The organism is Pantoea wallisii (assembly GCF_002095485.1).
GTDB classification, from domain to species: domain Bacteria; phylum Pseudomonadota; class Gammaproteobacteria; order Enterobacterales; family Enterobacteriaceae; genus Pantoea; species Pantoea wallisii.
Window position 1 is genome coordinate 1 of sequence record NZ_MLFS01000022.1, and the last position, 21,751, is coordinate 21,751.

Sequence of the window (21,751 nt, forward strand, 5' to 3'; positions counted from 1 at the left end):
CGCGCGAAGTATGACGGGCATGCTGGTCACACCCCCATCAAAGCATTACAATACGCGCCCTGCACTTCTCTGCTCAGAATCAATGGCTAGTTCAATGACCAAAAAACTGCATATTAAAACCTGGGGCTGTCAGATGAACGAGTACGATTCATCGAAGATGGCTGACCTACTGAACAGCACGCACGGCTATATCCTGACGGAGGAAGCCGAAGACGCAGACGTTCTGTTGCTGAATACCTGCTCCATCCGCGAGAAGGCGCAGGAAAAAGTATTCAACCTGCTGGGTCGCTGGAAAAAGCTGAAGGCGAAAAACCCGGAGTTGATCATTGGCGTGGGCGGCTGTGTGGCGTCTCAGGAGGGCGACAAACTCCGTCAGCGTGCGCAGTGCGTTGATATCGTATTTGGCCCGCAGACCCTGCACCGCTTGCCGGAGATGATCAACACGGTACGCGGCAGTAAGAGCCCGGTGGTAGATGTCAGCTTCCCGGAGATTGAAAAATTTGATCGTCTGCCCGAGCCGCGGGCTGATGGCCCGACTGCTTTCGTCTCTATCATGGAAGGCTGCAACAAATACTGTACGTTTTGCGTGGTGCCTTATACGCGTGGCGAAGAGGTCAGCCGTCCGTGTGACGACATTCTGCTGGAGATCGCGCAGCTGGCTGCACAGGGCGTGCGCGAAGTGAACCTGCTGGGTCAGAACGTAAATGCCTATCGCGGCGCAACGTTTGATGACCAGATTTGCACGTTTGCTGAACTGCTGCGTCTGGTGGCGGCGATCGATGGTATTGATCGTATTCGCTTCACTACCAGCCATCCGATTGAATTTACGGATGACATCATTGATGTTTATCGCGATACACCGGAGCTGGTGAGCTTCCTGCATCTGCCGGTGCAGAGCGGCGCAGACCGCGTGCTGACGCTGATGAAGCGTGCCCATACCGCGCTGGAGTATAAGGCGATTATCCGCAAACTGCTGGCGGCGCGCCCGACAATCCAGATCAGTTCAGACTTCATCATCGGGTTCCCGGGCGAAACCCAGCAGGATTTCGAACAGACAATGAAGCTTGTCGGTGAAGTGAACTTCGACACCAGCTTCAGCTTTATCTACTCTGCCCGCCCGGGTACGCCGGCCGCTGACCTGCCCGACGATGTGTCGGAAGAGGAGAAGAAGCAGCGCCTCTATATCCTGCAGGATCGCATCAACCAGCAGGCGATGGCATGGAGCCGGCGGATGCTGGGCACCGTGCAGCGCATTCTGGTGGAGGGTACCTCACGCAGAAACGTTATGGAGCTGACCGGCCGCACCGAAAACAACCGTGTGGTGAATTTTGAAGGCGCCATGAGCATGATCGGTAAATTTGTTGATGTGGAAATTGTTGACGTCTATACCAACTCACTGCGCGGCGTGGTGGTGCGCACGGAGGATGAGATGGGCCTGCGTGTGGCAGAGAGCCGGCCTCGGTGATTGCGCGTACGCGCAAAGAGGATGAGATCGGCGTAGGCGTGTTCCAGCCTTGAGACCGCGATTATTGAGCGACAGCGCACAGTGCGCTGTCGCCTGTTTCACCCCGCAGCGCTTGCTTTCCGCAATCGTCGCCCAAATATCACTTCTGAAGCTTGCGCCCGGGCGCTACCCCATAAATAATTCCGTAATGATGCCACAGCGAACTGACGCAGCATCTGACACACCTTTTCAACTGGCCCTGAGTGACCCAAAGGAATCATTTGAATATCGAAACTCGTGAAATCGCCCTTGAACCGGCAGATAACCGCCGCCTGATGAGCTTGTGCGGTCCGTTTGATGACAACATAAAACAGCTGGAGCGCCGGCTGGGTATTGAAATCAACCGTCGTGACAACCTGTTTAAACTGGTTGGCCGTACGCTGAGCGTTGAGGCTGCTGCGACAATCCTGCGCGATCTGTACGTTGATACCGCACCGGTACGCGGGCAGATCCCGGATATTGAACCGGATCAGATTCACCTGGCGATCAAAGAGAGCCGCGTGCTGGAGCAAACGGCTGACAGCGTGCCGGAGTACGGTAAAGCGGTCAACATCAAGACCAAACGCGGCGTGATTAAACCGCGTACGCCAAATCAGGCCCAGTACATCGCCAACATCCTTGATCACGACATTACTTTTGGTATCGGCCCGGCGGGTACAGGTAAAACCTATCTGGCGGTAGCGGCTGCGGTCGATGCACTGGAGCGCCAGGAGATTCGCCGTATTCTGCTGACGCGCCCGGCCGTGGAAGCGGGTGAGAAGCTGGGCTTCCTGCCTGGCGATCTCAGCCAGAAAGTGGATCCTTACCTGCGCCCGCTGTATGACGCGTTGTTTGAGATGCTGGGCTTTGAGCGCGTAGAGAAGCTGATGGAGCGTAACGTGATTGAGGTTGCGCCGCTGGCCTACATGCGCGGACGTACCTTAAACGATGCGTTTGTCATTCTCGATGAGAGCCAGAACACCACCATCGAACAGATGAAAATGTTCCTGACGCGTATTGGCTTCAACTCGAAAGCGGTGATTACCGGTGACGTCACGCAGATAGATCTGCCGCGCAGCACCAAATCTGGTCTGCGCCACGCCATTGAAGTACTGGCGAACGTGGAGGAGATCAGCTTTAACTTTTTCCATAGCGAGGACGTGGTGCGTCATCCGGTTGTCGCCCGCATCGTCAATGCTTATGAAGCCTGGGAAGAAGCCGATCAGAAACGCCGCGATACGCTGGCAGAAGAGCGTAAGCGCGATGCGCTGGCGGCACAGCTTGCCAGCCAGCCTGCGCCGCAGGAGCCAACATGAGTGCGGTGATTTTAGATTTACAGCTGGCCTGTGCCGATGAAACCGGCCTGCCAGCTGAAGCAGCCTTCCGTCGCTGGCTGGAAGCGGCCGTCACGCCGTTCCAGCCGGAGAGTGAAGTCACGATTCGCCTGGTGGATGAAGCTGAGAGTCATGAGCTTAATCTGACTTATCGCGGTAAAGATAAGCCAACCAATGTGCTGTCATTCCCGTTTGAAGCCCCGCCGGGGATTGAACTGCCGCTGTTAGGTGACCTGATCATCTGCCGCCAGGTTGTGGAGCAAGAGGCGGTGGAACAGGGCAAAACCACTGAGGCACATTGGGCGCACATGGTGGTACACGGCACGCTGCATCTGCTGGGTTACGACCATATTGAAGATGATGAAGCCGAAGAGATGGAAGCGCTGGAGACCGAGATAATGCTTGCTCTTGGGTATCCTGATCCGTACATTTCGGAAAAAGAAGACACCTGAGCCCGGTGCTCAGAACCCTATGCTGCTGGCGAGGATGCCAGCAGTTTTCTTTCCTCTAATGAGAGAACTAAATAAAAACGCCATGAGCGACGACCATTCGCAAAATAACGACGCCCCCAGTAGTAAAAAGGGCTTTTTCTCCCTGCTTATCAACCAGCTTTTCCACGGTGAGCCAAAAAACCGTGACGAGTTACTGGGATTGATCCGCGATTCTGAGCAGAAAGAGCTGATCGACGAAGATACCCGCGACATGCTGGAAGGGGTACTGGATATCGCCGAGCAGCGCGTACGCGACATTATGATCCCGCGCTCGCAGATGATTACCCTGAAACGTAACCAGAGCCTCGAAGAGTGCCTGGCGGTAATTATCGAATCCGCCCATTCACGCTTTCCGGTGATTAGCGAAGACAAAGACCACGTTGAAGGCATTTTGATGGCGAAGGATTTGCTGCCCTTTATGAGCAGCAGTGCAGAGCCGTTCAGCATGGAGAAAGTGTTACGTCCGGCGGTGGTCGTGCCGGAGAGCAAGCGTGTCGATCGCATGCTCAAAGAGTTCCGTTCTCAACGTTATCATATGGCGATTGTCATTGATGAGTTCGGCGGTGTTTCTGGTCTGGTCACAATTGAAGATATTCTTGAACTGATCGTCGGTGAAATCGAGGATGAGTATGACGACGAAGAAGATCGTGATATTCGCCAGCTCAACCGCCACACCTATACCGTGCGTGCGCTGACGCCCATTGAGGACTTCAACGAGGTGTTCGGTACAGGCTTCAGTGACGATGAGGTCGATACCATTGGCGGCCTTGTGATGCAGGGATTCGGCCACCTCCCGGCACGCGGTGAAAGCATTGACATTGATGGTTACCAATTCAAAGTCGCGATGGCTGACAGCCGCCGTATTATCCAGGTGCATGTAAAAATTCCGGAAGACTCTCCGCAACCGCAACTGGAAGACGAATAACTTTATGGCATTGGCCTCTCTTTACTCGCAGCAGCGGGTTCGCCTGCTGCTGGCGTTAATAACGGGTGCCGTGGGCACCCTCTCTTTTTCACCTTATGATTTCTGGCCTGCCGCGATCGTCTCCCTGGCCGGTCTGCAGCTGCTGCTGCTGGATCGTCGCACGGCGCAGGCGGGCGCAATAGGGTTTAGCTGGGGCTTTGGCCTGTTCGGTAGCGGTATCAATTGGGTCTACGTTAGCATTGCCACCTTTGGTGGGATGCCGGGCCCGGTTAACGTCTTCCTTGTGGTGCTGCTGGCGGCTTATCTGGCGCTCTACCCCATGCTGTTTGCCCTGCTGCTTAGCCGCTTCTGGCCCCGTGCTACCTTGTGGCGCCTGGCACTGGCGGCGCCGGCACTGTGGCAAATCACCGAGTTTCTGCGTGGCTGGGTGCTCACCGGGTTTCCGTGGCTGCAGTTTGGCTACAGCCAAATCGACGGTCCGCTTAAGGGCCTTGCACCGCTGGCGGGTGTGGAAACCCTGACGTTCGTGCTGATGGTTACTGCCGGTTTGCTGGTACATGCCGGCTACCACCGCTCATTGAAGAGTGGTATCGCCGCCGCTGCGCTGCTTTTACTGCCGTGGCCGCTGCGCATGGTGCAGTGGTATCAGCCCCTGCCCGCACGCAGCGTGGATGTTGCGATGGTACAGGGCAATATTCCGCAGTCGATGAAGTGGGATCCGCAACAGCTATTGAACACCCTGCGCGTCTACACCACCTACAGCCAGCCATTTATCGGTAAAGCACCGATCATCATCTGGCCGGAGTCTGCGATTACCGATCTGGAGAGTAACCAGCAGCCGTTCCTGCGTTCGCTGGATGCCGAGCTACGCGCGCGCGGCAGCGCGCTGATTACCGGGATAGTGGATTCGCGTATAGAGCGTGATAACCGTTACCACGACTATAACTCGGTGATCGTGCTGGGTGGGGAGCAGCCTTACAGCTATCAGAGCCACAACCGCTATCAAAAAAATCATCTGGTGCCGTTTGGTGAGTTTGTGCCACTGGAAGATCTGCTGCGTCCGCTGGCGCCGTTCTTTGACCTGCCGATGTCCTCGTTTAGCCGCGGTGCCTATGTTCAGCCGCAGCTGAAGGTGGCCGGTTACGATCTCACCAGCGCGATCTGCTATGAGATTGTGCTGGGTGAACAGGTACGCGCAAACTTCCGTCCGGACACCAATTTCCTGCTTACCGTCTCGAACGATGCCTGGTTCGGTCACTCGATTGGCCCATGGCAGCACTTCCAGATGGCGCGCATGCGCGCGCTGGAGCTGGGGCGTCCGCTGCTGCGTTCAACTAACAATGGCGTAACTGCGGTGGTCGATGCTAACGGTGAGGTTGAAAAGGCGCTGCCGCAGTTCACCCGCGATGTACTCACTGCCAACGTCACGCCGACGCGCGGTGAAACACCCTATGCGCGCGCAGGCATTTGGCCGGTCTGGCTATTGACGCTGCTGGCTATCGTACCGGCTATTTTACGCCGCCGCGCCTGATCATTCGTACAGTCTCTACAAGGCGAGGCCCGCGCTTCGCCTTTTTATCCCCCCTTTTTCTGCTCTCTCCACCCGTGCTTGACCCGATGTTGTGCTGCGGTTTTTCTGACGGCCTGTATGCTGGCACGATCATTGCTATTTATTTCAGTGATTTTTAAGAGCATCGCGTTTTGTCAGCAGAGTGCCATGTTAACGCACTATTATCTGGCACCGCTGCGCACCGTAATCGCGCAGAGGCGTTTTTTTGCCTCTTATTGGTGCGGAGCGGCTCGCAAAAAACAAACTTTTTTGTTTCATTGCGTTAACAATTCGCTATGTTAATCACTATCCTGCGCGCAGTTGCGCTAAGGGATAATTAAAAAAGCAGCAGGAAATACACACAACATCACAATCTGCGCAGTTTATGTTCTGCGCAACATTCACACGAAGGAGTTGGAACATGCAGATACGCAAAGTGGCACTATCGCTTCTGCTGTTGGGTTCGGCAGCGGGCGCGGCCCAGGCGGAAGACCTCACCGGTACGCTAAAGAAAATTAATGATAGCGGCGTTATCGTCGTCGGGCATCGTGAGTCATCAGTTCCCTTTTCTTACTATGACAACCAGCAGAAAGTCGTGGGCTACTCGCAGGACTACTCCAACGCCATCGTGGCGGCCATCAAGGCGAAGCTGAACAAGCCCGATCTGCAGGTTAAAATGCTGCCGATCACGTCACAGAACCGTATTCCGCTGCTGCAGAACGGCACCTACGATTTTGAGTGTGGTTCTACCACCAATAATCTGGAGCGCCAGAAGCAGGCGGCATTCTCTGATACTGTATTCATCATCGGTACGCGCCTATTGGTGAAGAAAGGCGGCGATATTAAGGGTTTCGACGATCTGAAAGGCAAAACCGTGGTCGTGACCTCTGGTACCACCTCTGAAGCACTGCTGCATAAGCTGAACGATGAGAAGAAGCTGGATTTGCGCATTATCAGCGCCAAAGATCACGGGGACTCATTCCGTACGCTGGAGACGGGTCGTGCTGTGGCCTTCATGATGGATGATGCATTGCTGGCGGGCGAACGTGCAAAAGCGAAGAAGCCGGATAACTGGGATATCGTCGGTACGCCGCAATCGAAAGAGGCCTACGGCTGCATGCTGCGTAAAGAAGATCCGCAGTTTAAACAGCTGATGGACGATACCATCGCCAAAGCGCAAACCTCAGGTGAAGCGACGAAATGGTTTGAGAAGTGGTTCAAACAGCCAATCCCACCAAAGAATCTTAACCTGAACTTCGAGCTCTCTTCGGATATGCAGGCGCTGTTTAAAGCCCCGAACGACAAAGCACTCTGAATTAACAATGACAACAAGGGCAGTACTGCTGTCCTCTCGATTGCTGAACCCGCGGTGCGGACAGACAGACTGTAACGGGTCGTTCCCCCGAAGCAGCATACAAGACACCGCTCAACAATCTTATGGGTAGCCTGGCTACCCTATTTTTTACCGGAGCTCGTTATGGGTATCGATTGGAACTGGGGCATTTTTTTAGAGCAGGCCCCGTTCGGCAATACGACTTACCTCGGCTGGCTGTGGTCCGGATTTCAGGTGACCGTTGCGGTCTCCTGCTGTGCCTGGATTATCGCCTTCCTGGTAGGTTCCTTCTTCGGCATTCTGCGTACCGTGCCCAATCGCTGGCTTTCAACCATCGGCACCTGCTACGTAGAGCTGTTTCGTAATATTCCGCTGATTGTGCAGTTCTTCTTCTGGTATCTGGTGGCACCGGAGCTGGTAGGTGAAAATCTTGGCATGTGGTTTAAGGCGGAGCTGGACCCGAACGTCCAGTTTTTCCTGTCATCGACCATCTGCCTTGGTCTGTTCACCGCGGCCCGCGTGTGCGAACAGGTGCGCGCGGCCATTCAGTCGCTCCCTCGCGGCCAGAAGAGTGCCGGCCTGGCCATGGGGCTGACGCTGCCGCAGACCTATCGCTACGTGCTGCTGCCAAATGCGTATCGGGTGATTGTGCCGCCGATGACCTCGGAGATGCTTAACCTGGTGAAAAACTCGGCTATCGCCTCCACCATCGGCCTGGTAGATCTGGCGGCGCAGGCGGGCAAACTGCTCGACTATTCCGCGCACGCGTATGAATCTTTTACCGCAATTACCCTGGCGTATGTCGGTATTAACCTGGTTATCATGCTAATTATGAGTCTGATAGAGCGCAAAATTCGCCTGCCCGGCAACATGGGAGGTAAATAATGTACGAGTTTGACTGGAGTTCCATTGCGCCCAGCCTGCCCTATCTGCTCAACGGGATGGCCGTAACGCTAAAGATCACCGCGGTTGCCGTGGTATTCGGCATTATCTGGGGCACCATCCTGGCCGTAATGCGACTCTCACCGCTGGCGCCTGTCCGCTGGTTTGCCAAATTGTATGTCAATCTGTTCCGCTCTGTACCGTTAGTGATGGTGCTGCTGTGGTTCTATCTGGTGGTGCCGAGCCTGCTGCAGCAGGTGCTGGGACTGTCGCCGAAAACCGATATCCGTCTGATTTCGGCGATGGTGGCGTTCGCGCTGTTTGAAGCGGCCTACTACTCCGAGATTATCCGTGCCGGTATTCAGAGCATTTCGCGCGGTCAGTCTAACGCAGCGCTGGCGCTGGGGATGACGCAGTGGCAATCGATGAAGCTGATTATCCTGCCGCAGGCGTTTCGCGCCATGGTGCCGCTGCTGTTAACGCAGGGGATTGTTCTGTTCCAGGATACATCGCTGGTGTATGTCCTGAGCCTGGCTGACTTCTTCCGTACCGCTTCCACTATCGGCGAGCGTGACGGTACGCAGGTTGAAATGATTCTGTTTGCCGGTCTGGTCTACTTTGTGATCAGCCTGAGCGCTTCGCTGTTGGTTAGCTATCTTAAAAGAAAAAGGACGGTTTAAATGATTAGCCTGAAAAATGTTTCTAAGTGGTATGGGCACTTTCAGGTGCTGACCGACTGCTCCACCGAGGTAAAAAAGGGTGAAGTGGTCGTGGTCTGCGGTCCGTCCGGCTCGGGCAAATCGACGCTTATCAAAACCGTTAACGGTCTTGAACCGGTGCAACAGGGCAGCATCATGGTGAACGGTACCGAAGTGAACAACAAGAAGACCAACCTTGCGCAGTTACGCAGCAAGGTGGGCATGGTGTTCCAGCATTTCGAGCTGTTTCCCCACCTCAGCATCATTGATAACCTGGTGCTGGCGCAGGTGAAAGTGCTGAAGCGGGATAAATCTGCGGCGCGGGATAAAGGTTTGGCGCTGCTGAAGCGCGTGGGCCTGAGCGCCCATGCAGAGAAGTTCCCGGGCCAGCTCTCCGGCGGTCAGCAGCAGCGTGTCGCCATTGCCCGTGCGTTATGCATGGATCCGATTGCCATGCTGTTTGACGAACCGACCTCTGCGCTCGACCCGGAGATGATCAACGAAGTGCTGGATGTCATGGTGGAGTTAGCCAATGAAGGCATGACCATGATGGTGGTCACGCACGAGATGGGCTTTGCGCGTAAAGTGGCGAACCGCGTGATTTTCATGGATGAGGGAAAGATTGTCGAAGACACGAACAAAGATGACTTCTTCAATAACCCGCAGTCCGACCGTGCTAAAGATTTCCTGGCGAAAATTTTACACTGATCAACCGCCTCAATCCGTAGCCAGGTGCGCGTCACTGCGCCCCTGGCTACCCGGCGTCATGGCTCAAACGGCTGACGCTGGAAGTGATCGTGACCGCACTCCGGGCAGCGCGTCAGGCTTTCGGGAGTGTAAATCGCACGGGTGAAGCCGCACTTCTCACACACCAGATTGCCCAGGCCAACCACCTCACCGCTTTGATAGACGCCATGATGGCGCAGATCCTGAAACACTTCGCGCCACTCCAGCTGGCTCTTGTCGGTGATGTCAGCCAGCTCCTTCCAGATACTCTCGCGAATGACGCGGAAAAAGACCGAATCAGCCGGCGCATCACTGGACTCCTGGTAGCTCAGCGCAAACTCATGCAAATCACGCCGCACGGCCCGCATTACCTCGTTGACTTCGGCCGGGGTCAGCGTCTGCCTGGCCAGCAGATCCTGGCGCGCTTCCGCGACCAGCGCGTCAACATCGCGCTCGCCGCGCTCCAGCCGCTGGGTTAATGCGGCTACCGTTGCACGATACTCCTGCGCCACGTTATTCATTTTATTCTCCTTTTCGCTGGGGTGCTGTGAGTAAGTTTAGCCGCTTTGTCATATTTGCTGTGTGCACGGCGGAGGAAATCGTAAAAGGGTGAAAGCGGCGGCGCATTCCGCACAAATCACGCCGCCATTGGGCGTGAAATGTTGTTGCGGGGCGGGCTTATGGGTATGCTATGCGGATCGAAAAGTCTTTAAAATACGATTTCACAAAGGACCACAGGCAGCCATGCAAGAGCAATACCGCCCTGAAGAGATAGAATCCCGCGTCCAGAAGCACTGGGACGAAAATGAAACCTTTAAAGTGACCGAGCAGGAAGGCAAAGAGAAATATTATTGCCTCTCAATGCTGCCCTATCCTTCTGGCCGTCTGCATATGGGCCACGTCCGTAACTACACCATCGGCGATGTGATTGCGCGCTATCAGCGTATGCTCGGCAAAAACGTACTGCAGCCGATCGGCTGGGACGCATTTGGCCTGCCGGCGGAAGGCGCAGCGGTAAAAAACAACACCGCCCCGGCGCCGTGGACGTACGACAACATCGAATACATGAAGAATCAGCTAAAACTGCTGGGCTTTGGCTACGACTGGAGCCGTGAACTGGCGACCTGCCAGCCAGAGTATTATCGCTGGGAGCAGTGGTTCTTCACCAAACTGTATGAAAAAGGCCTGGTATATAAAAAAACCTCGGCGGTTAACTGGTGCCCTAACGACCAGACCGTCCTGGCAAACGAACAGGTTATCGACGGCTGCTGCTGGCGCTGTGACACCAAAGTCGAGCGCAAAGAGATCCCGCAGTGGTTTATCAAAATCACTGACTATGCCGAAGAGCTGCTGAACGACCTCGATAAGCTGGACGAGTGGCCTGAGCAGGTCAAAACCATGCAGCGCAACTGGATCGGCCGCTCTGAAGGCGTAGAGATTACCTTCGACGTGGCGAACAGCGCGGAGAAAGTCACGGTTTATACCACCCGTCCTGACACCTTTATGGGTGCTACGTATGTCGCGGTTGCGGCCGGACATCCACTGGCTCGTCAGGCGGCGGTCAATAACCCGGCGCTGGCAGACTTTGTTGCCGAATGCAGCACTACCAAAGTGGCTGAAGCCGACATGGCGACGATGGAGAAAAAAGGCATGGCCACCGGCCTGCATGCCATTCATCCGCTGACCGGTGAAGAGATTCCGGTTTGGGTCGCCAACTTCGTGCTGATGGAGTACGGCACCGGCGCGGTAATGGCCGTGCCCGGACACGACCAGCGCGACTGGGAGTTCGCCACCAAATACGATCTCAACATCAAGCCTGTCATTCTTAACCTCGACGGCTCTGAGCCTGATTTACGCGCCGCTGCGATGACCGAGAAAGGCACGCTGTTTAACTCCGGCGAGTACAACGGCCTTGACCACGAAGCCGGTTTCAATGCGATTGCTGATGCACTGGCCGCGAAAGGCGTGGGCGTGCGTAAAGTGAACTATCGTCTGCGCGACTGGGGTGTTTCCCGTCAGCGCTACTGGGGCGCACCCATCCCGATGGTTACCCTGGAAGATGGCACCGTAATGCCAACGCCAGAAGACCAGCTGCCGGTCATCCTGCCAGAAGATGTGGTCATGAACGGCATCACCAGCCCAATTAAAGCTGACCCGGAGTGGGCGAAAACCACCATCAATGGCCAGCCGGCACTGCGTGAAACGGACACCTTTGACACCTTCATGGAGTCCTCCTGGTACTATGCGCGCTATACTTGCGCAGACTACAACGAAGGCATGCTGGACCCGGCAGCGGCAAACTACTGGCTGCCTGTCGATCAGTATGTAGGTGGTATTGAACACGCCATCATGCACCTGATGTACTTCCGCTTCTATCACAAGCTGCTGCGTGATGCGGGTCTGGTCAACTCTGACGAACCGGCAAAACGTCTGCTGTGCCAGGGTATGGTACTGGCCGATGCGTTCTACTATGTGGGCGCTAACGGCGAGCGCAACTGGGTTTCACCGGTTGACGTCAACGTGGAGCGTGACGAAAAAGGCCGTATCACCAAAGCGATCGACAATCAGGGTCGTGAAGTGATTTACGCCGGCATGAGCAAGATGTCGAAGTCGAAAAACAACGGCATCGACCCGCAGCTGATGGTTGAGCGTTACGGCGCGGACACCGTGCGTCTGTTCATGATGTTTGCTTCACCGGCGGACATGACGCTGGAGTGGCAGGAGTCAGGCGTAGAGGGTGCAAACCGCTTCCTGAAACGCGTCTGGAAACTGGCTTACGATCACGTAGCAAAAGGCGCGACCGTGGCGCTGGATGTCAATGCGCTGAACAATGCTCAGAAAGCGCTACGTCGCGATCTGCACAAAACCATCGCTAAAGTCGCCGATGATATCGGCCGTCGTCAGACCTTCAACACCGCAATTGCCGCTATCATGGAGCTGATGAACAAGCTGCTGCGCGCACCGCAGGAGAGCGAACAGGATCGTGCGCTGATGCAGGAAGCGTTGATGGCCGTGACCCGCCTGCTCTATCCGTTCACGCCACACGCCAGCTATGTTCTGTGGCAGGCGCTGGGCGGCGAAGGCAGCGTTGACGAAGCCAGCTGGCCGGTAGCCGATGAAGCGGCGATGGTTGAAGATTCGCTGCTGGTTGTCGTGCAGGTAAACGGTAAAGTGCGCGGTAAAATTACCGTCGCGCCTGATGCCACGCAGGAGCAGGTACAGGCACTTGCCGCGCAGGAGCACCTGGTGGCGAAATATCTGGAAGGCGTCACCGTTCGTAAAGTGATTTATGTCCCCGGCAAACTGCTTAACCTGGTCGTAGGTTAAGTTCAGGAGGAACTGTGCGACAACTGATTATCAGGCTGTTTGTCCTGCTTGCGGTGCTGGTCACCGCAGGCTGTGGTTTTCACCCACGCGGCACAACCATGGTGCCGCAGGAGATGAAAACGCTGATCGTCCAGAGTGGCGACCCGTATGGTCCGCTGGCGCGCACCGTGCGTCAGCAGCTGCGCATCAATGATGTCACCATCGTTGAAGACAGCGAGGGGGCCAGCGCAAAATACCCGACTCTGCGTCTGGGTGCTGAAAGACAAGGGCGCGACACAGCATCAGTATTTATCAGCGGCACTACCGCTGAGTACTCGTTGGTGATGACGATCAGCGCGCAGGTTTTGCTGCCGGGTAAAGGTATCTACCCTATCAGCACTACGGTGTATCGTTCGTTCTTCGATAACCCAAATGCCGCACTGGCGAAGGATGCCGAGCAGGACATGATCAAACAGGAGATGCGTCAGCGTGCCGCCGAGCAGCTGGTGCGTAAACTGCTGACCGTGCATGCTGCGCAGGAGAGCAATAAAGATACCCTGCCGCAACCGGAAGTGATCGCACCGGGTAGCGCTTCACCTGAAGTGTTCTCGTCGTCAGCTACCAGTCTGCAATGATCAGGATCTATCCTGAACAACTGAGCGCGCAGCTTCGTGAGGGGCTGCGCGCCTGTTATTTTCTTACCGGTAATGAACCGCTGCTGATTCAGGAGAGCGCCGACGCTATCCGTGCCGCGTCCACAGCGCAAGGGTTCGAAGAGCACTTCAGTATCACCCTGGACACGCAAACGGACTGGGACAGCCTGTTTGCCAGCTGCCAGTCACTCAGTCTGTTTACCCAGCGCCAGACGCTAACGCTACAACTGCCAGAGAGTGGCGCTAACGCGGCGATGGCTGAACAGCTGGTTAAGCTCTCCACGCTGCTGCACAGCGATATCCTGCTGGTGCTGCGTATGGCGAAGCTGACAAAAGCGCAGGAGAATAGCGCCTGGTTTAAAGCGCTCAGCATGCAGGCCGTGCTGGTGCCGTGTCAGACGCCGGAACAGGCACAGCTGCCGCGCTGGGTTGCCACGCGAGCGAAAGCGATGAAACTTAGCGTAGATGACGCCGCTATTCAGCTGCTCTGCTACTGTTATGAAGGCAATCTGCTGGCGCTGGCGCAGGCGCTGGAGCGCCTTTCGCTATTATGGCCGGATGGCAAATTGACGCTGCCGCGGGTTGAACAGGCGGTCAGCGATGCGGCGCACTTCACCCCCTTCCACTGGGTGGATGCACTGCTGGCGGGCAAAAGTAAACGCGCACTGCACATCCTGCATCAGCTGGCAAAAGAGGAGAGCGAAGTGGTGATTCTGCTGCGTACGCTGCAACGCGACCTGCTGACGCTACTGCATCTGCAGCGCAACCAGGCGAAACAGTCGTTACGCACGCTGATGGATCAGCAGCGCATCTGGCAGAACCGCCGCGCGCTGTTTACCGAGGCGCTGCAGCGGCTGGACGCGCGTCGTCTGCAACGTGCTGTGCATCTGCTGGCTGACATTGAACTGACCATGAAGCAAGATTATGGTCAGAATCTGTGGCCGCAGCTGGAGACCCTCTCATTGCTGCTGTGCCACCGTGATTTTCCACTGAGCTTTACCGATGTCTAAACTCCATGCGCTGTTTGGCGGTACATTCGATCCGATTCACTACGGGCATCTGCGTCCGGTAGAAGCCCTCGCCGGGCAGATTGGGTTAAAAAAAGTCACGCTGCTGCCTAACAACGTACCGCCCCATCGTCCGCAGCCGCAGGCCAGCGCCGCGCAGCGCGTGGCGATGCTGCAGTGCGCCATCGCCGACCGCCCGCTGTTTGATATTGATACCCGCGAGCTGGCGCGCTCAACGCCCTCATGGACCGTCGCCACGCTGGAAGCGCTGCGCGCTGAACGCGGTGCACAGCAGCCCCTCGGGTTTATCATTGGTCAGGATTCTCTGCTAACGTTACACAAGTGGCACCGCTGGCAGGATCTGCTGTCGCTCTGTCATTTGCTGGTGTGTAAACGCCCCGGCTATGCCACGCAGCTGGACACGCCAGCGCTGCAGCAGTGGCTGGTGGCGCACCAGGCACAGGATCCACAGCAGCTGCATCATGCCCCTGCCGGGTATATCTGGCTGGCCGATACGCCGCTGTTTGATATCTCCGCCACCGAAATCCGTCAGCGCCGCCATGCAGGCCAGCCCTGCACCGATCTGCTGCCAGACGCGGTGATCGCCTATATCGATCGCGCAGGCTTATATCGCGACTAGTTTCACCGTGCTATACTGCGCCGCTTCATTTTTGGCTGCATTTCCGGGGCATTCAGCCTGCCCGTCACCACCTGTTTTTAAGGGGAACCTTTTGCAAGGTAAAGCACTCCAAGATTTCGTTATTGATAAGATTGACGATCTTAAAGGCCAGGACATTATCGCTATCGATGTTCAGGGCAAATCCAGCATCACCGATTGCATGATCATCTGCACCGGCACCTCAAACCGTCACGTCTCCTCTATCGCTGAGCATGTGGTGCAGGAGTCACGCGCCGCGGGCCTGAAGCCATTGGGTGTGGATGGTAAAACGGCTGCTGACTGGGTCGTGGTCGATCTGGGTGAAGTCATTGTTCATGTGATGCAGGAAGAGAGCCGTCAGCTGTATGAGCTTGAAAAGCTCTGGAGCTAAGCGTTGAAACTGCAGCTAGTGGCCGTGGGCACCAAAATGCCCGACTGGGTTCAGACCGGTTTTATGGAGTATCTGCGCCGCTTTCCCAAGGATATGCCGTTTGAACTGATCGAAGTGCCTGCCGGTAAGCGTGGTAAGAACGCTGACATCAAACGCATTCTGGAAAAAGAGGGCGAAGCGATGCTGGCGGCGGTCGGTAAAGGTAACCGCATCGTCACGCTGGATATCCCCGGTCAGCCGTGGGAGACGCCGCAGCTGGCGCAGCAGCTGGAGCGCTGGAAGCTGGATGGCCGCGATGTCAGCCTGCTGATTGGTGGGCCGGAAGGCCTGGCACCGGCATGTAAAGCCGCAGCAGAGCAGAGCTGGTCGCTCTCGGCGCTGACGCTGCCTCATCCGTTGGTGCGTGTGCTGGTTGCAGAGAGCCTGTATCGCGCCTGGAGCATTACCACGAACCATCCTTATCATCGTGAATAAACGCCTGACAACCCCCAGATAATAAACGCAGCGGATGAAATTACAGAGCAACGCTTTTCGCGATTACACTGCCGAACAGAAACTGTTTGTCCGCCGGGCTTTAGTCGCCTTCGTCGGCATTCTGCTGCTCTCCAGCATTCTGGTGGTCAACCTGTACCACCTGCAAATTCTGCGTTTCGACGATTACAGCACCCGCTCCAATGAAAACCGCATCAAACTGGTGCCGGTTGCGCCGAGTCGCGGCATCATCTATGACCGCAACGGCGTGCCGCTGGCACTGAACCGCACCATTTACCAGGCCGAACTGGTGCCGGAGAAGGTGGATGATCTGAAACAGACGCTGCAGGATCTGCGTCCGGTGTTGGACCTGACCGATGACGACATCGATGCGTTTGAAAAAGAGCGCAAGCGCTCGCGCCGTTTCACCTCTATTCCGGTAAAAACCGGCCTGAACGAAGTGCAGGTCGCGCGTTTTGCCGTGAACCAGTACCGCTTCCCGGGCGTTGAAGTGAAAGGCTATCAGCGCCGTTACTACCCCTATGGCCAGACACTTACCCACGTGGTCGGTTATGTATCGAAAATCAACGATCGCGACGTTAAACGCCTTGATGAAGAGGGCAAGTGGCCTAACTACGCTGCGACGCACGATATCGGCAAGCTGGGCATCGAAAACTACTATGAAGATGTTCTGCACGGCAAAACCGGTTACGAAGAGGTTGAGGTCAACAATCGCGGGCGCGTAATTCGCCAGCTGCATGAGCAGTCGCCGCAGGCCGGGCGCGACATCTGGCTCACCGTGGATCTCAAACTGCAGCAATATATTGAAACGTTGCTGACCGGCAGCCGTGCGGCAGTAGTAGTAAGCGATCCGCGCACCGGAGAGATCCTCGCGCTGGTTTCCACCCCCAGTTACGATCCCAATCTGTTTGTTGATGGCATCTCCAGTAAAGATTACAAAGCGCTGCTGAGCGACGAAAATCGCCCGCTCTACAACCGTGCGCTGCAGGCCGCCTACCCGCCAGCTTCAACCGTGAAGCCGTACGTTGCGGTATCAGCGCTGAGCGCCGGGGTGATCAACCGTAATACCAGCCTGTTCGATCCGGGCTGGTGGCAGCTGCCCGGGTCAGAGAAGCGTTATCGTGACTGGAAAAAGTGGGGACACGGCCGCCTCAACGTGACCAAATCGCTGGAGGAGTCAGCGGACACCTTCTTCTATCAGGTGGCGTATGACATGGGTATCGATCGCCTGTCAGAGTGGATGACCAAATTTGGTTACGGTCACCGTACCGGTATCGACCTGCCGCAGGAGAGTCCGGGCAACATGCCCACGCGTGAATGGAAGATGAAACGCTTTAAGAAGCCATGGTATCAGGGTGACACCATTCCGGTGGGCATCGGCCAGGGTTACTGGACCGCCACGCCGATTCAGATGAACAAAGCGATGATGATTCTGATTAATGACGGCATCATTAAAGTGCCGCACCTGCTGCGCGCCACGCGTGAAGGTGATGCCATGGTGCCCTACCGCCAGCAGCCGGATGCGCCGATTGGCGACATCCACTCCGGTTACTGGGAGATCGCCAAAGACGGCATGTATGGCGTAGCGAATCGGGCGAACGGGACGGCGCATAAGAGCTTTGCCGATGCACCCTATAAAATTGCCGCCAAATCCGGTACGGCGCAGGTATTTGGTCTGAAAGAGAACGAGACCTATAACGCCCACAAGATTGCGGAGCGTCTGCGCGATCACAAACTGATGACCGCCTTTGCGCCATATGACAAGCCGCGCGTGGCCGTCACCATGATTCTGGAGAACGGCGGTGCCGGCCCGGCCGTTGGTACGGTAATGCGCCAGATTCTTGACCACATTATGCTGGGCGACAACAACACGGTGCTGCCAGAGGCCACACCCACGCCGCCCGGTTACGAAGGTGAATAACGATGTCGATGAACGATAGTCCCCAGAAAAGAACGATCTGGACGCGTATCCATATCGACCCGCTGTTTATGCTGATCATCATTGCGCTGCTGACCTACAGCGCCATCGTTATCTGGAGTGCCAGCGGGCAGGATCCTGGCATGATGGAGCGCAAGCTCGGTCAGATTGCGATGGGCACCATCATCATGCTGGTGCTGGCACAGGTCCCACCACGCGTGTATGAGAGCTGGGCGCCCTATCTCTATATCGTCTGCGTTATCTTACTGGTGGCCGTGGATGCGTTTGGTCACATCAGTAAAGGCGCGCAGCGCTGGCTCGATCTGGGCTTTGTACGCTTCCAGCCCTCGGAGATCGCCAAAATCGCCGTCCCGCTGATGGTGGCTCGCTTTATTAACCGCGATGTGTGCCCGCCCACGCTGAAGAATACCGGCATCGCGCTGGTGCTGATCTTCATGCCGACGCTGCTGGTCGCCGCGCAGCCGGACCTCGGCACGTCGATTCTGATTGCCGCCTCCGGTCTGTTTGTGCTGTTCCTGTCGGGTATGAGCTGGAAACTGATCGGCGTAGCGGTTCTGCTGGTGGCCGCGTTTATCCCGATCCTGTGGTTCTTCCTGATGCATGATTACCAGCGCGATCGTGTGATGATGCTGCTCGATCCCGAGAGCGACCCGCTGGGCGCCGGTTACCACATTATTCAGTCGAAGATCGCTATCGGCTCCGGCGGGCTGCGCGGCAAAGGCTGGCTGCACGGTACGCAGTCACAGCTGGAGTTTTTACCCGAGCGCCACACTGACTTTATCTTTGCCGTACTGGCCGAAGAGCTCGGCCTGGTCGGCGTCTTACTGCTGCTGGTCCTGTATCTGCTGCTGATCATGCGCGGTTTGATCATTGCAGCACGAGCGCAAACCACGTTTGGGCGCGTCATGGCGGGCGGCTTAATGCTGATTTTATTCGTTTATGTTTTCGTTAACATTGGCATGGTAAGTGGTATCTTACCGGTGGTTGGCGTGCCGCTGCCGCTGGTGAGTTACGGCGGGTCAGCGCTGATTGTGTTAATGGCCGGATTTGGCATCGTCATGTCGATCCATACTCATCGAAAAATGTTATCTAAAAGCGTTTAAGAGGCTGCACATGCGTAAGGACTGGCTTGGAGTTGCACTGGCTTCACTGGTACTGGCTGCCTGTTCCACCCCGGAACAGCAGACAAACACCGCCCCGCCACAACCGGCCTATAACGGCCCGGTGGTGGAGATCCCTGGCGTTGAGCCGCGCTACGAGCCGATCAATCCCTCTACCAGCCAGGATTACAGCGTTAACGGGAAAAGCTATAAGGTTATTAAAAACCCGGCCAACTACAGCGAAGTCGGGCTGGCAACCTGGTACGGTGATGAAGCCCAGGGTAACCGTACAGCCATCGGCGAAAACTACGATCCGGATGCGCTGACAGCCGCTCATCCCACGCTGCCGCTGCCGAGCTATGTGCGCGTCACTAACCTCGCGAATGGCCGTCAGATTGTGGTACGCGTCAACGATCGCGGTCCTTATACGCCGGGCCGCATTATCGACCTGTCGCGCGCCGCCGGCGATCGCCTGAACATTTCAAACAATACCCGTGTGCGCGTGGATTACATCAGCGTTGCGCCGGACGGCTCGGTTTCAGGACCGGGCACTATCGGTACTACGGTAGCAAAACAGAGCTACGCCCTGCCCGCCCGTCCGGATCTCGGCGGCGGTATGGTGATGACCGGCGGCAGTGCGAATCCAGCCCCTGCCCCGCAGGATGTCCATGCGGTAGATAACAGCACCCTGCAAAGCAACGGTGATATGGGTGCCCCGGTACAGAGCAGCGGCTTCCTTGGCGCGCCGCAGCCATTAGCCAGTGGTGTACTTGAGGGCAGTGAGCCGGCACCAGCCGTCGCGCCAGCGGCTGCCAGCGCGGCACCGGCCAGCCAGAGTGCGCATGCCGGCAGCGGTTTCGTGGTGCAGGTGGGCGCCCTGAACGATGCAGCGCGCGCACGCCAGCTGGCGGACAGCCTGGGCAAACGCTTTGGCGTGCCCGGAGCGGTTGAAGCGAACGGCAACGTTTATCGCGTCCAGCTGGGCGGCTTTAAGAGCCGTGCCGAAGCCGCCGCGCTGCAGCAGCGCCTGAGCACCGAAGCGCAGATGAACACCTTTATTACCACTGCCCGTCCGTCAATGTGACGGGCAGTAACATTTCCTGCTGAACTGATTGGTAAAGCAAGATGTCGCGCGATCGGACGTTTGCTATAGTAAGGCACTTTTTTCACTCTAACCCCACGGATGTTGTAGTCCTGAACATGAATACGCTGAAACCTTCTCGTTTTCTGAAACGCCTGACAGTGGGATCACTGGTCGCTCTTTCTCTCAGCCATGTCGCTTTCGCCGACGATGTTAATCTTAAAACTATGATTCCGGGCGTGCCGGACATCGACGCTGAAGCCTATGTGCTCATCGACTATAACTCCGGCAAAATCCTTGCCGAGAAGAACGCAGACGCGCGCCGCGATCCTGCCAGCCTGACGAAAATGATGACCAGTTATGTCATCGGCCAGGCGGTGAAAGCGGGCAAAATCCATCAGGATGACATCGTTACCGTGGGTAAAGATGCCTGGGCCACCGGCAACCCGGTGTTTAAAGGCTCCTCACTGATGTTCCTGAAACCGGGCGATCGCGTACCGGTTTCTCAGCTGACGCGCGGTATCGTGCTGCAGTCCGGTAATGACGCCTGCGTAGCAATGGCCGATTACGTTGCCGGTAGTCAGGACGCGTTCGTCAATCTGATGAACAATTACGTGGGCGCGCTGGGGCTGAAAAACACCCACTTCCAGACCGTACACGGCCTGGATGCTGACGGGCAGTACAGCTCGGCGCGTGATATGGCGCTGATCGGTCAGGCGCTGATTCGCGATGTGCCGGATGAGTACGCCGTGTACCGTGAAAAAGAGTTCACCTTTAACAACATCCGCCAGATGAACCGCAACGGCCTGTTGTGGGACACCAGCCTGAGTGTTGATGGTATCAAAACCGGCCATACCGAAGCCGCAGGTTACAACCTGGTGGCCTCTGCGACCGAAGGTCAGATGCGTTTGATCTCCGCCGTAATGGGCGGCCACACCTATAAAGGCCGCGAAACTGAAAGCAAAAAGCTGCTGACCTGGGGCTTCCGCTTCTTTGAGACCGTGGCACCGCTGAAAGCCGGTAAAGAGTTTGCGTCTGAGCCGGTCTGGTTCGGCAACAGCGATCGCGTCCAGCTTGGCGTCGAGAAGGATGCTTACCTGACCATCCCACGCGGCCGCATGAAGGATCTGAAAGCCAGCTACGTATTGAACAACACCGAACTGCACGCCCCGCTGCAGAAAAATCAGGTGGTGGGCAGTATCAACTTCCAGCTGGATGGCAAAACTATTGAGCAGCGTCCGCTGGTGGTACTGAACGAAGTGCAGGAAGGGGGCTTCTTCAGCCGCATCATCGATTACATTAAGCTGATGTTCCATCACTGGTTCGGCTAAGGCGTGCTTGAAAAATCGCCAACCCGTCCCCAGATACGTTATTATCTCTGCTCCCGCTTCGGCGGGAGCCTGTTTTTTTATGCACCGGAGTCAATATGAAAACCAAACTGAATGAACTGCTCGAATTCCCTACCCCGTTCACTTATAAAGTGATGGGCCTGGCGCAACCGGAGCTGGTTGATCAAGTGGTTGAAGTGGTGCAGCGTCATGCGCCAGGCGACTACTCACCGGATGTGAAGCCAAGCAGCAAAGGCAACTATCACTCCGTTTCCATTACCATCAATGCGACGCACATTGAGCAGGTGGAAACCCTGTACGAAGAGCTGGGCAATATCGAAATCGTGCGCATGGTTCTGTAATGCGGACGCTGGC

The 21,751-nt window shown here is 56.3% G+C and carries 20 protein-coding genes and 1 pseudogene; 20 read left to right on the forward strand and 1 reads right to left on the reverse strand.

Annotated elements, in window-relative coordinates; genetic code table 11:
• Nucleotides 1-94 precede the first annotated feature (94 nt).
• The 9 genes and pseudogenes from miaB (at nucleotide 95) to HA48_RS09835 (ending at nucleotide 9,403) form a co-directional block, all read left to right on the forward strand.
• Nucleotides 95-1,518 (forward strand): annotated as a pseudogene (miaB, locus tag HA48_RS09795) (tRNA (N6-isopentenyl adenosine(37)-C2)-methylthiotransferase MiaB).
• Between the two features lie 207 nt (nucleotides 1,519-1,725).
• A complete protein-coding gene (locus HA48_RS09800) occupies nucleotides 1,726-2,799 on the forward strand; it encodes a PhoH family protein (RefSeq protein ID WP_128601019.1) in 1,074 nt (357 codons plus the stop codon).
• The gene (ybeY, locus tag HA48_RS09805; protein WP_128601022.1) at nucleotides 2,796-3,269 is read left to right on the forward strand and encodes an rRNA maturation RNase YbeY; all 474 of its coding nucleotides are present in this window, start codon (nucleotides 2,796-2,798) and stop codon (nucleotides 3,267-3,269) included. The genes HA48_RS09800 and ybeY overlap by 4 nt, the downstream gene beginning before the upstream one ends.
• Nucleotides 3,270-3,351: 82 nt before the next feature.
• Nucleotides 3,352-4,233, forward strand: coding sequence for a CNNM family magnesium/cobalt transport protein CorC (gene corC, locus HA48_RS09810; RefSeq protein WP_128601024.1), 882 nt, complete (start codon nucleotides 3,352-3,354; stop codon nucleotides 4,231-4,233).
• Nucleotides 4,234-4,237: 4 nt separating this feature from the next.
• Nucleotides 4,238-5,764 carry an apolipoprotein N-acyltransferase gene (gene lnt / locus HA48_RS09815; RefSeq protein WP_128601026.1) on the forward strand — a complete coding sequence of 509 codons (1,527 nt, stop codon included), beginning with the start codon at nucleotides 4,238-4,240 and terminating at the stop codon, nucleotides 5,762-5,764.
• A 439-nt stretch (nucleotides 5,765-6,203) separates the two neighbouring features.
• Nucleotides 6,204-7,097, forward strand: coding sequence for a glutamate/aspartate ABC transporter substrate-binding protein (locus tag HA48_RS09820; RefSeq protein ID WP_128601029.1), 894 nt, complete (start codon nucleotides 6,204-6,206; stop codon nucleotides 7,095-7,097).
• A gap of 162 nt (nucleotides 7,098-7,259) precedes the next feature.
• The gene (locus tag HA48_RS09825) at nucleotides 7,260-8,000 is read left to right on the forward strand and encodes an amino acid ABC transporter permease (protein WP_128601031.1); all 741 of its coding nucleotides are present in this window, start codon (nucleotides 7,260-7,262) and stop codon (nucleotides 7,998-8,000) included.
• On the forward strand, nucleotides 8,000-8,677 hold the full coding sequence (gltK, locus tag HA48_RS09830; protein ID WP_128601033.1) for a glutamate/aspartate ABC transporter permease GltK: 678 nt from the start codon (nucleotides 8,000-8,002) through the stop codon (nucleotides 8,675-8,677). Before HA48_RS09825 ends, gltK begins: the two co-directional genes overlap by 1 nt.
• Entirely contained in the window at nucleotides 8,678-9,403 is a 726-nt protein-coding gene (locus HA48_RS09835) for an amino acid ABC transporter ATP-binding protein (protein ID WP_128601035.1), read from the forward strand. It begins immediately after the preceding gene.
• Nucleotides 9,404-9,459: 56 nt separating this feature from the next.
• On the opposite strand, the gene HA48_RS09840 is transcribed toward HA48_RS09835, so the two are convergent.
• Nucleotides 9,460-9,942 (reverse strand): zinc ribbon-containing protein, encoded by a 483-nt coding sequence (locus tag HA48_RS09840; RefSeq protein WP_128601037.1) that lies wholly within the window; start codon nucleotides 9,940-9,942, stop codon nucleotides 9,460-9,462.
• Nucleotides 9,943-10,165: 223 nt separating this feature from the next.
• Here HA48_RS09840 and leuS point away from each other — a divergent pair, with 223 nt between their 5' ends.
• The 11 genes from leuS to ybeD all read left to right on the forward strand — a co-directional run bounded on the left by leuS (nucleotide 10,166) and on the right by ybeD (nucleotide 21,738).
• Nucleotides 10,166-12,748, forward strand: a complete 2,583-nt coding sequence (leuS, locus tag HA48_RS09845) for a leucine--tRNA ligase (protein WP_128601039.1) — start codon at nucleotides 10,166-10,168, stop codon at nucleotides 12,746-12,748.
• 14 nt (nucleotides 12,749-12,762) lie between these two features.
• Nucleotides 12,763-13,362, forward strand: a complete 600-nt coding sequence (lptE, locus tag HA48_RS09850) for an LPS assembly lipoprotein LptE (RefSeq protein ID WP_128601042.1) — start codon at nucleotides 12,763-12,765, stop codon at nucleotides 13,360-13,362.
• Nucleotides 13,359-14,390 carry a DNA polymerase III subunit delta gene (holA, locus tag HA48_RS09855; protein ID WP_128601044.1) on the forward strand — a complete coding sequence of 344 codons (1,032 nt, stop codon included), beginning with the start codon at nucleotides 13,359-13,361 and terminating at the stop codon, nucleotides 14,388-14,390. Before lptE ends, holA begins: the two co-directional genes overlap by 4 nt.
• Complete coding sequence (gene nadD, locus HA48_RS09860) at nucleotides 14,383-15,027, forward strand: nicotinate-nucleotide adenylyltransferase (protein WP_128601046.1); 645 nt, start codon at nucleotides 14,383-14,385, stop codon at nucleotides 15,025-15,027. Before holA ends, nadD begins: the two co-directional genes overlap by 8 nt.
• Before the next feature lie 91 nt (nucleotides 15,028-15,118).
• Nucleotides 15,119-15,436, forward strand: coding sequence for a ribosome silencing factor (gene rsfS, locus HA48_RS09865; RefSeq protein WP_128601048.1), 318 nt, complete (start codon nucleotides 15,119-15,121; stop codon nucleotides 15,434-15,436).
• A 3-nt stretch (nucleotides 15,437-15,439) separates the two neighbouring features.
• A complete protein-coding gene (rlmH, locus tag HA48_RS09870; protein ID WP_128601051.1) occupies nucleotides 15,440-15,910 on the forward strand; it encodes a 23S rRNA (pseudouridine(1915)-N(3))-methyltransferase RlmH in 471 nt (156 codons plus the stop codon).
• A 34-nt stretch (nucleotides 15,911-15,944) separates the two neighbouring features.
• Complete coding sequence (gene mrdA / locus HA48_RS09875) at nucleotides 15,945-17,849, forward strand: peptidoglycan DD-transpeptidase MrdA (RefSeq protein WP_128601053.1); 1,905 nt, start codon at nucleotides 15,945-15,947, stop codon at nucleotides 17,847-17,849.
• 8 nt (nucleotides 17,850-17,857) lie between these two features.
• Nucleotides 17,858-18,970, forward strand: a complete 1,113-nt coding sequence (gene mrdB, locus HA48_RS09880; RefSeq protein ID WP_128601141.1) for a peptidoglycan glycosyltransferase MrdB — start codon at nucleotides 17,858-17,860, stop codon at nucleotides 18,968-18,970.
• A 10-nt stretch (nucleotides 18,971-18,980) separates the two neighbouring features.
• Nucleotides 18,981-20,051 carry an endolytic peptidoglycan transglycosylase RlpA gene (rlpA, locus tag HA48_RS09885; RefSeq protein WP_128601056.1) on the forward strand — a complete coding sequence of 357 codons (1,071 nt, stop codon included), beginning with the start codon at nucleotides 18,981-18,983 and terminating at the stop codon, nucleotides 20,049-20,051.
• A 116-nt stretch (nucleotides 20,052-20,167) separates the two neighbouring features.
• Nucleotides 20,168-21,379 carry a D-alanyl-D-alanine carboxypeptidase DacA gene (gene dacA, locus HA48_RS09890; RefSeq protein ID WP_128601058.1) on the forward strand — a complete coding sequence of 404 codons (1,212 nt, stop codon included), beginning with the start codon at nucleotides 20,168-20,170 and terminating at the stop codon, nucleotides 21,377-21,379.
• A 95-nt stretch (nucleotides 21,380-21,474) separates the two neighbouring features.
• Nucleotides 21,475-21,738, forward strand: coding sequence for a DUF493 family protein YbeD (gene ybeD, locus HA48_RS09895; RefSeq protein WP_010618866.1), 264 nt, complete (start codon nucleotides 21,475-21,477; stop codon nucleotides 21,736-21,738).
• The last annotated feature ends 13 nt before the right edge of the window (nucleotides 21,739-21,751 follow it).

Bases quoted from the DNA above. Each gene is read 5' to 3' on its own strand.
- rlpA (WP_128601056.1), top strand. From the start codon at position 18,981: ATGCGTAAGGACTGGCTTGGAGTTGCACTGGCTTCACTGGTACTGGCT.
- mrdB (WP_128601141.1), top strand. From the start codon at position 17,858: ATGAACGATAGTCCCCAGAAAAGAACGATCTGGACGCGTATCCATATC.
- gltK (WP_128601033.1), top strand. From the start codon at position 8,000: ATGTACGAGTTTGACTGGAGTTCCATTGCGCCCAGCCTGCCCTATCTG.
- HA48_RS09835 (WP_128601035.1), top strand. From the start codon at position 8,678: ATGATTAGCCTGAAAAATGTTTCTAAGTGGTATGGGCACTTTCAGGTG.
- ybeY (WP_128601022.1), top strand. From the start codon at position 2,796: ATGAGTGCGGTGATTTTAGATTTACAGCTGGCCTGTGCCGATGAAACC.
- holA (WP_128601044.1), top strand. From the start codon at position 13,359: ATGATCAGGATCTATCCTGAACAACTGAGCGCGCAGCTTCGTGAGGGG.
- lnt (WP_128601026.1), top strand. From the start codon at position 4,238: ATGGCATTGGCCTCTCTTTACTCGCAGCAGCGGGTTCGCCTGCTGCTG.
- mrdA (WP_128601053.1), top strand. From the start codon at position 15,945: ATGAAATTACAGAGCAACGCTTTTCGCGATTACACTGCCGAACAGAAA.
- nadD (WP_128601046.1), top strand. From the start codon at position 14,383: ATGTCTAAACTCCATGCGCTGTTTGGCGGTACATTCGATCCGATTCAC.
- corC (WP_128601024.1), top strand. From the start codon at position 3,352: ATGAGCGACGACCATTCGCAAAATAACGACGCCCCCAGTAGTAAAAAG.
- dacA (WP_128601058.1), top strand. From the start codon at position 20,168: ATGAATACGCTGAAACCTTCTCGTTTTCTGAAACGCCTGACAGTGGGA.
- HA48_RS09825 (WP_128601031.1), top strand. From the start codon at position 7,260: ATGGGTATCGATTGGAACTGGGGCATTTTTTTAGAGCAGGCCCCGTTC.
- HA48_RS09840 (WP_128601037.1), bottom strand. From the start codon at position 9,942: ATGAATAACGTGGCGCAGGAGTATCGTGCAACGGTAGCCGCATTAACC.
- ybeD (WP_010618866.1), top strand. From the start codon at position 21,475: ATGAAAACCAAACTGAATGAACTGCTCGAATTCCCTACCCCGTTCACT.
- leuS (WP_128601039.1), top strand. From the start codon at position 10,166: ATGCAAGAGCAATACCGCCCTGAAGAGATAGAATCCCGCGTCCAGAAG.
- HA48_RS09820 (WP_128601029.1), top strand. From the start codon at position 6,204: ATGCAGATACGCAAAGTGGCACTATCGCTTCTGCTGTTGGGTTCGGCA.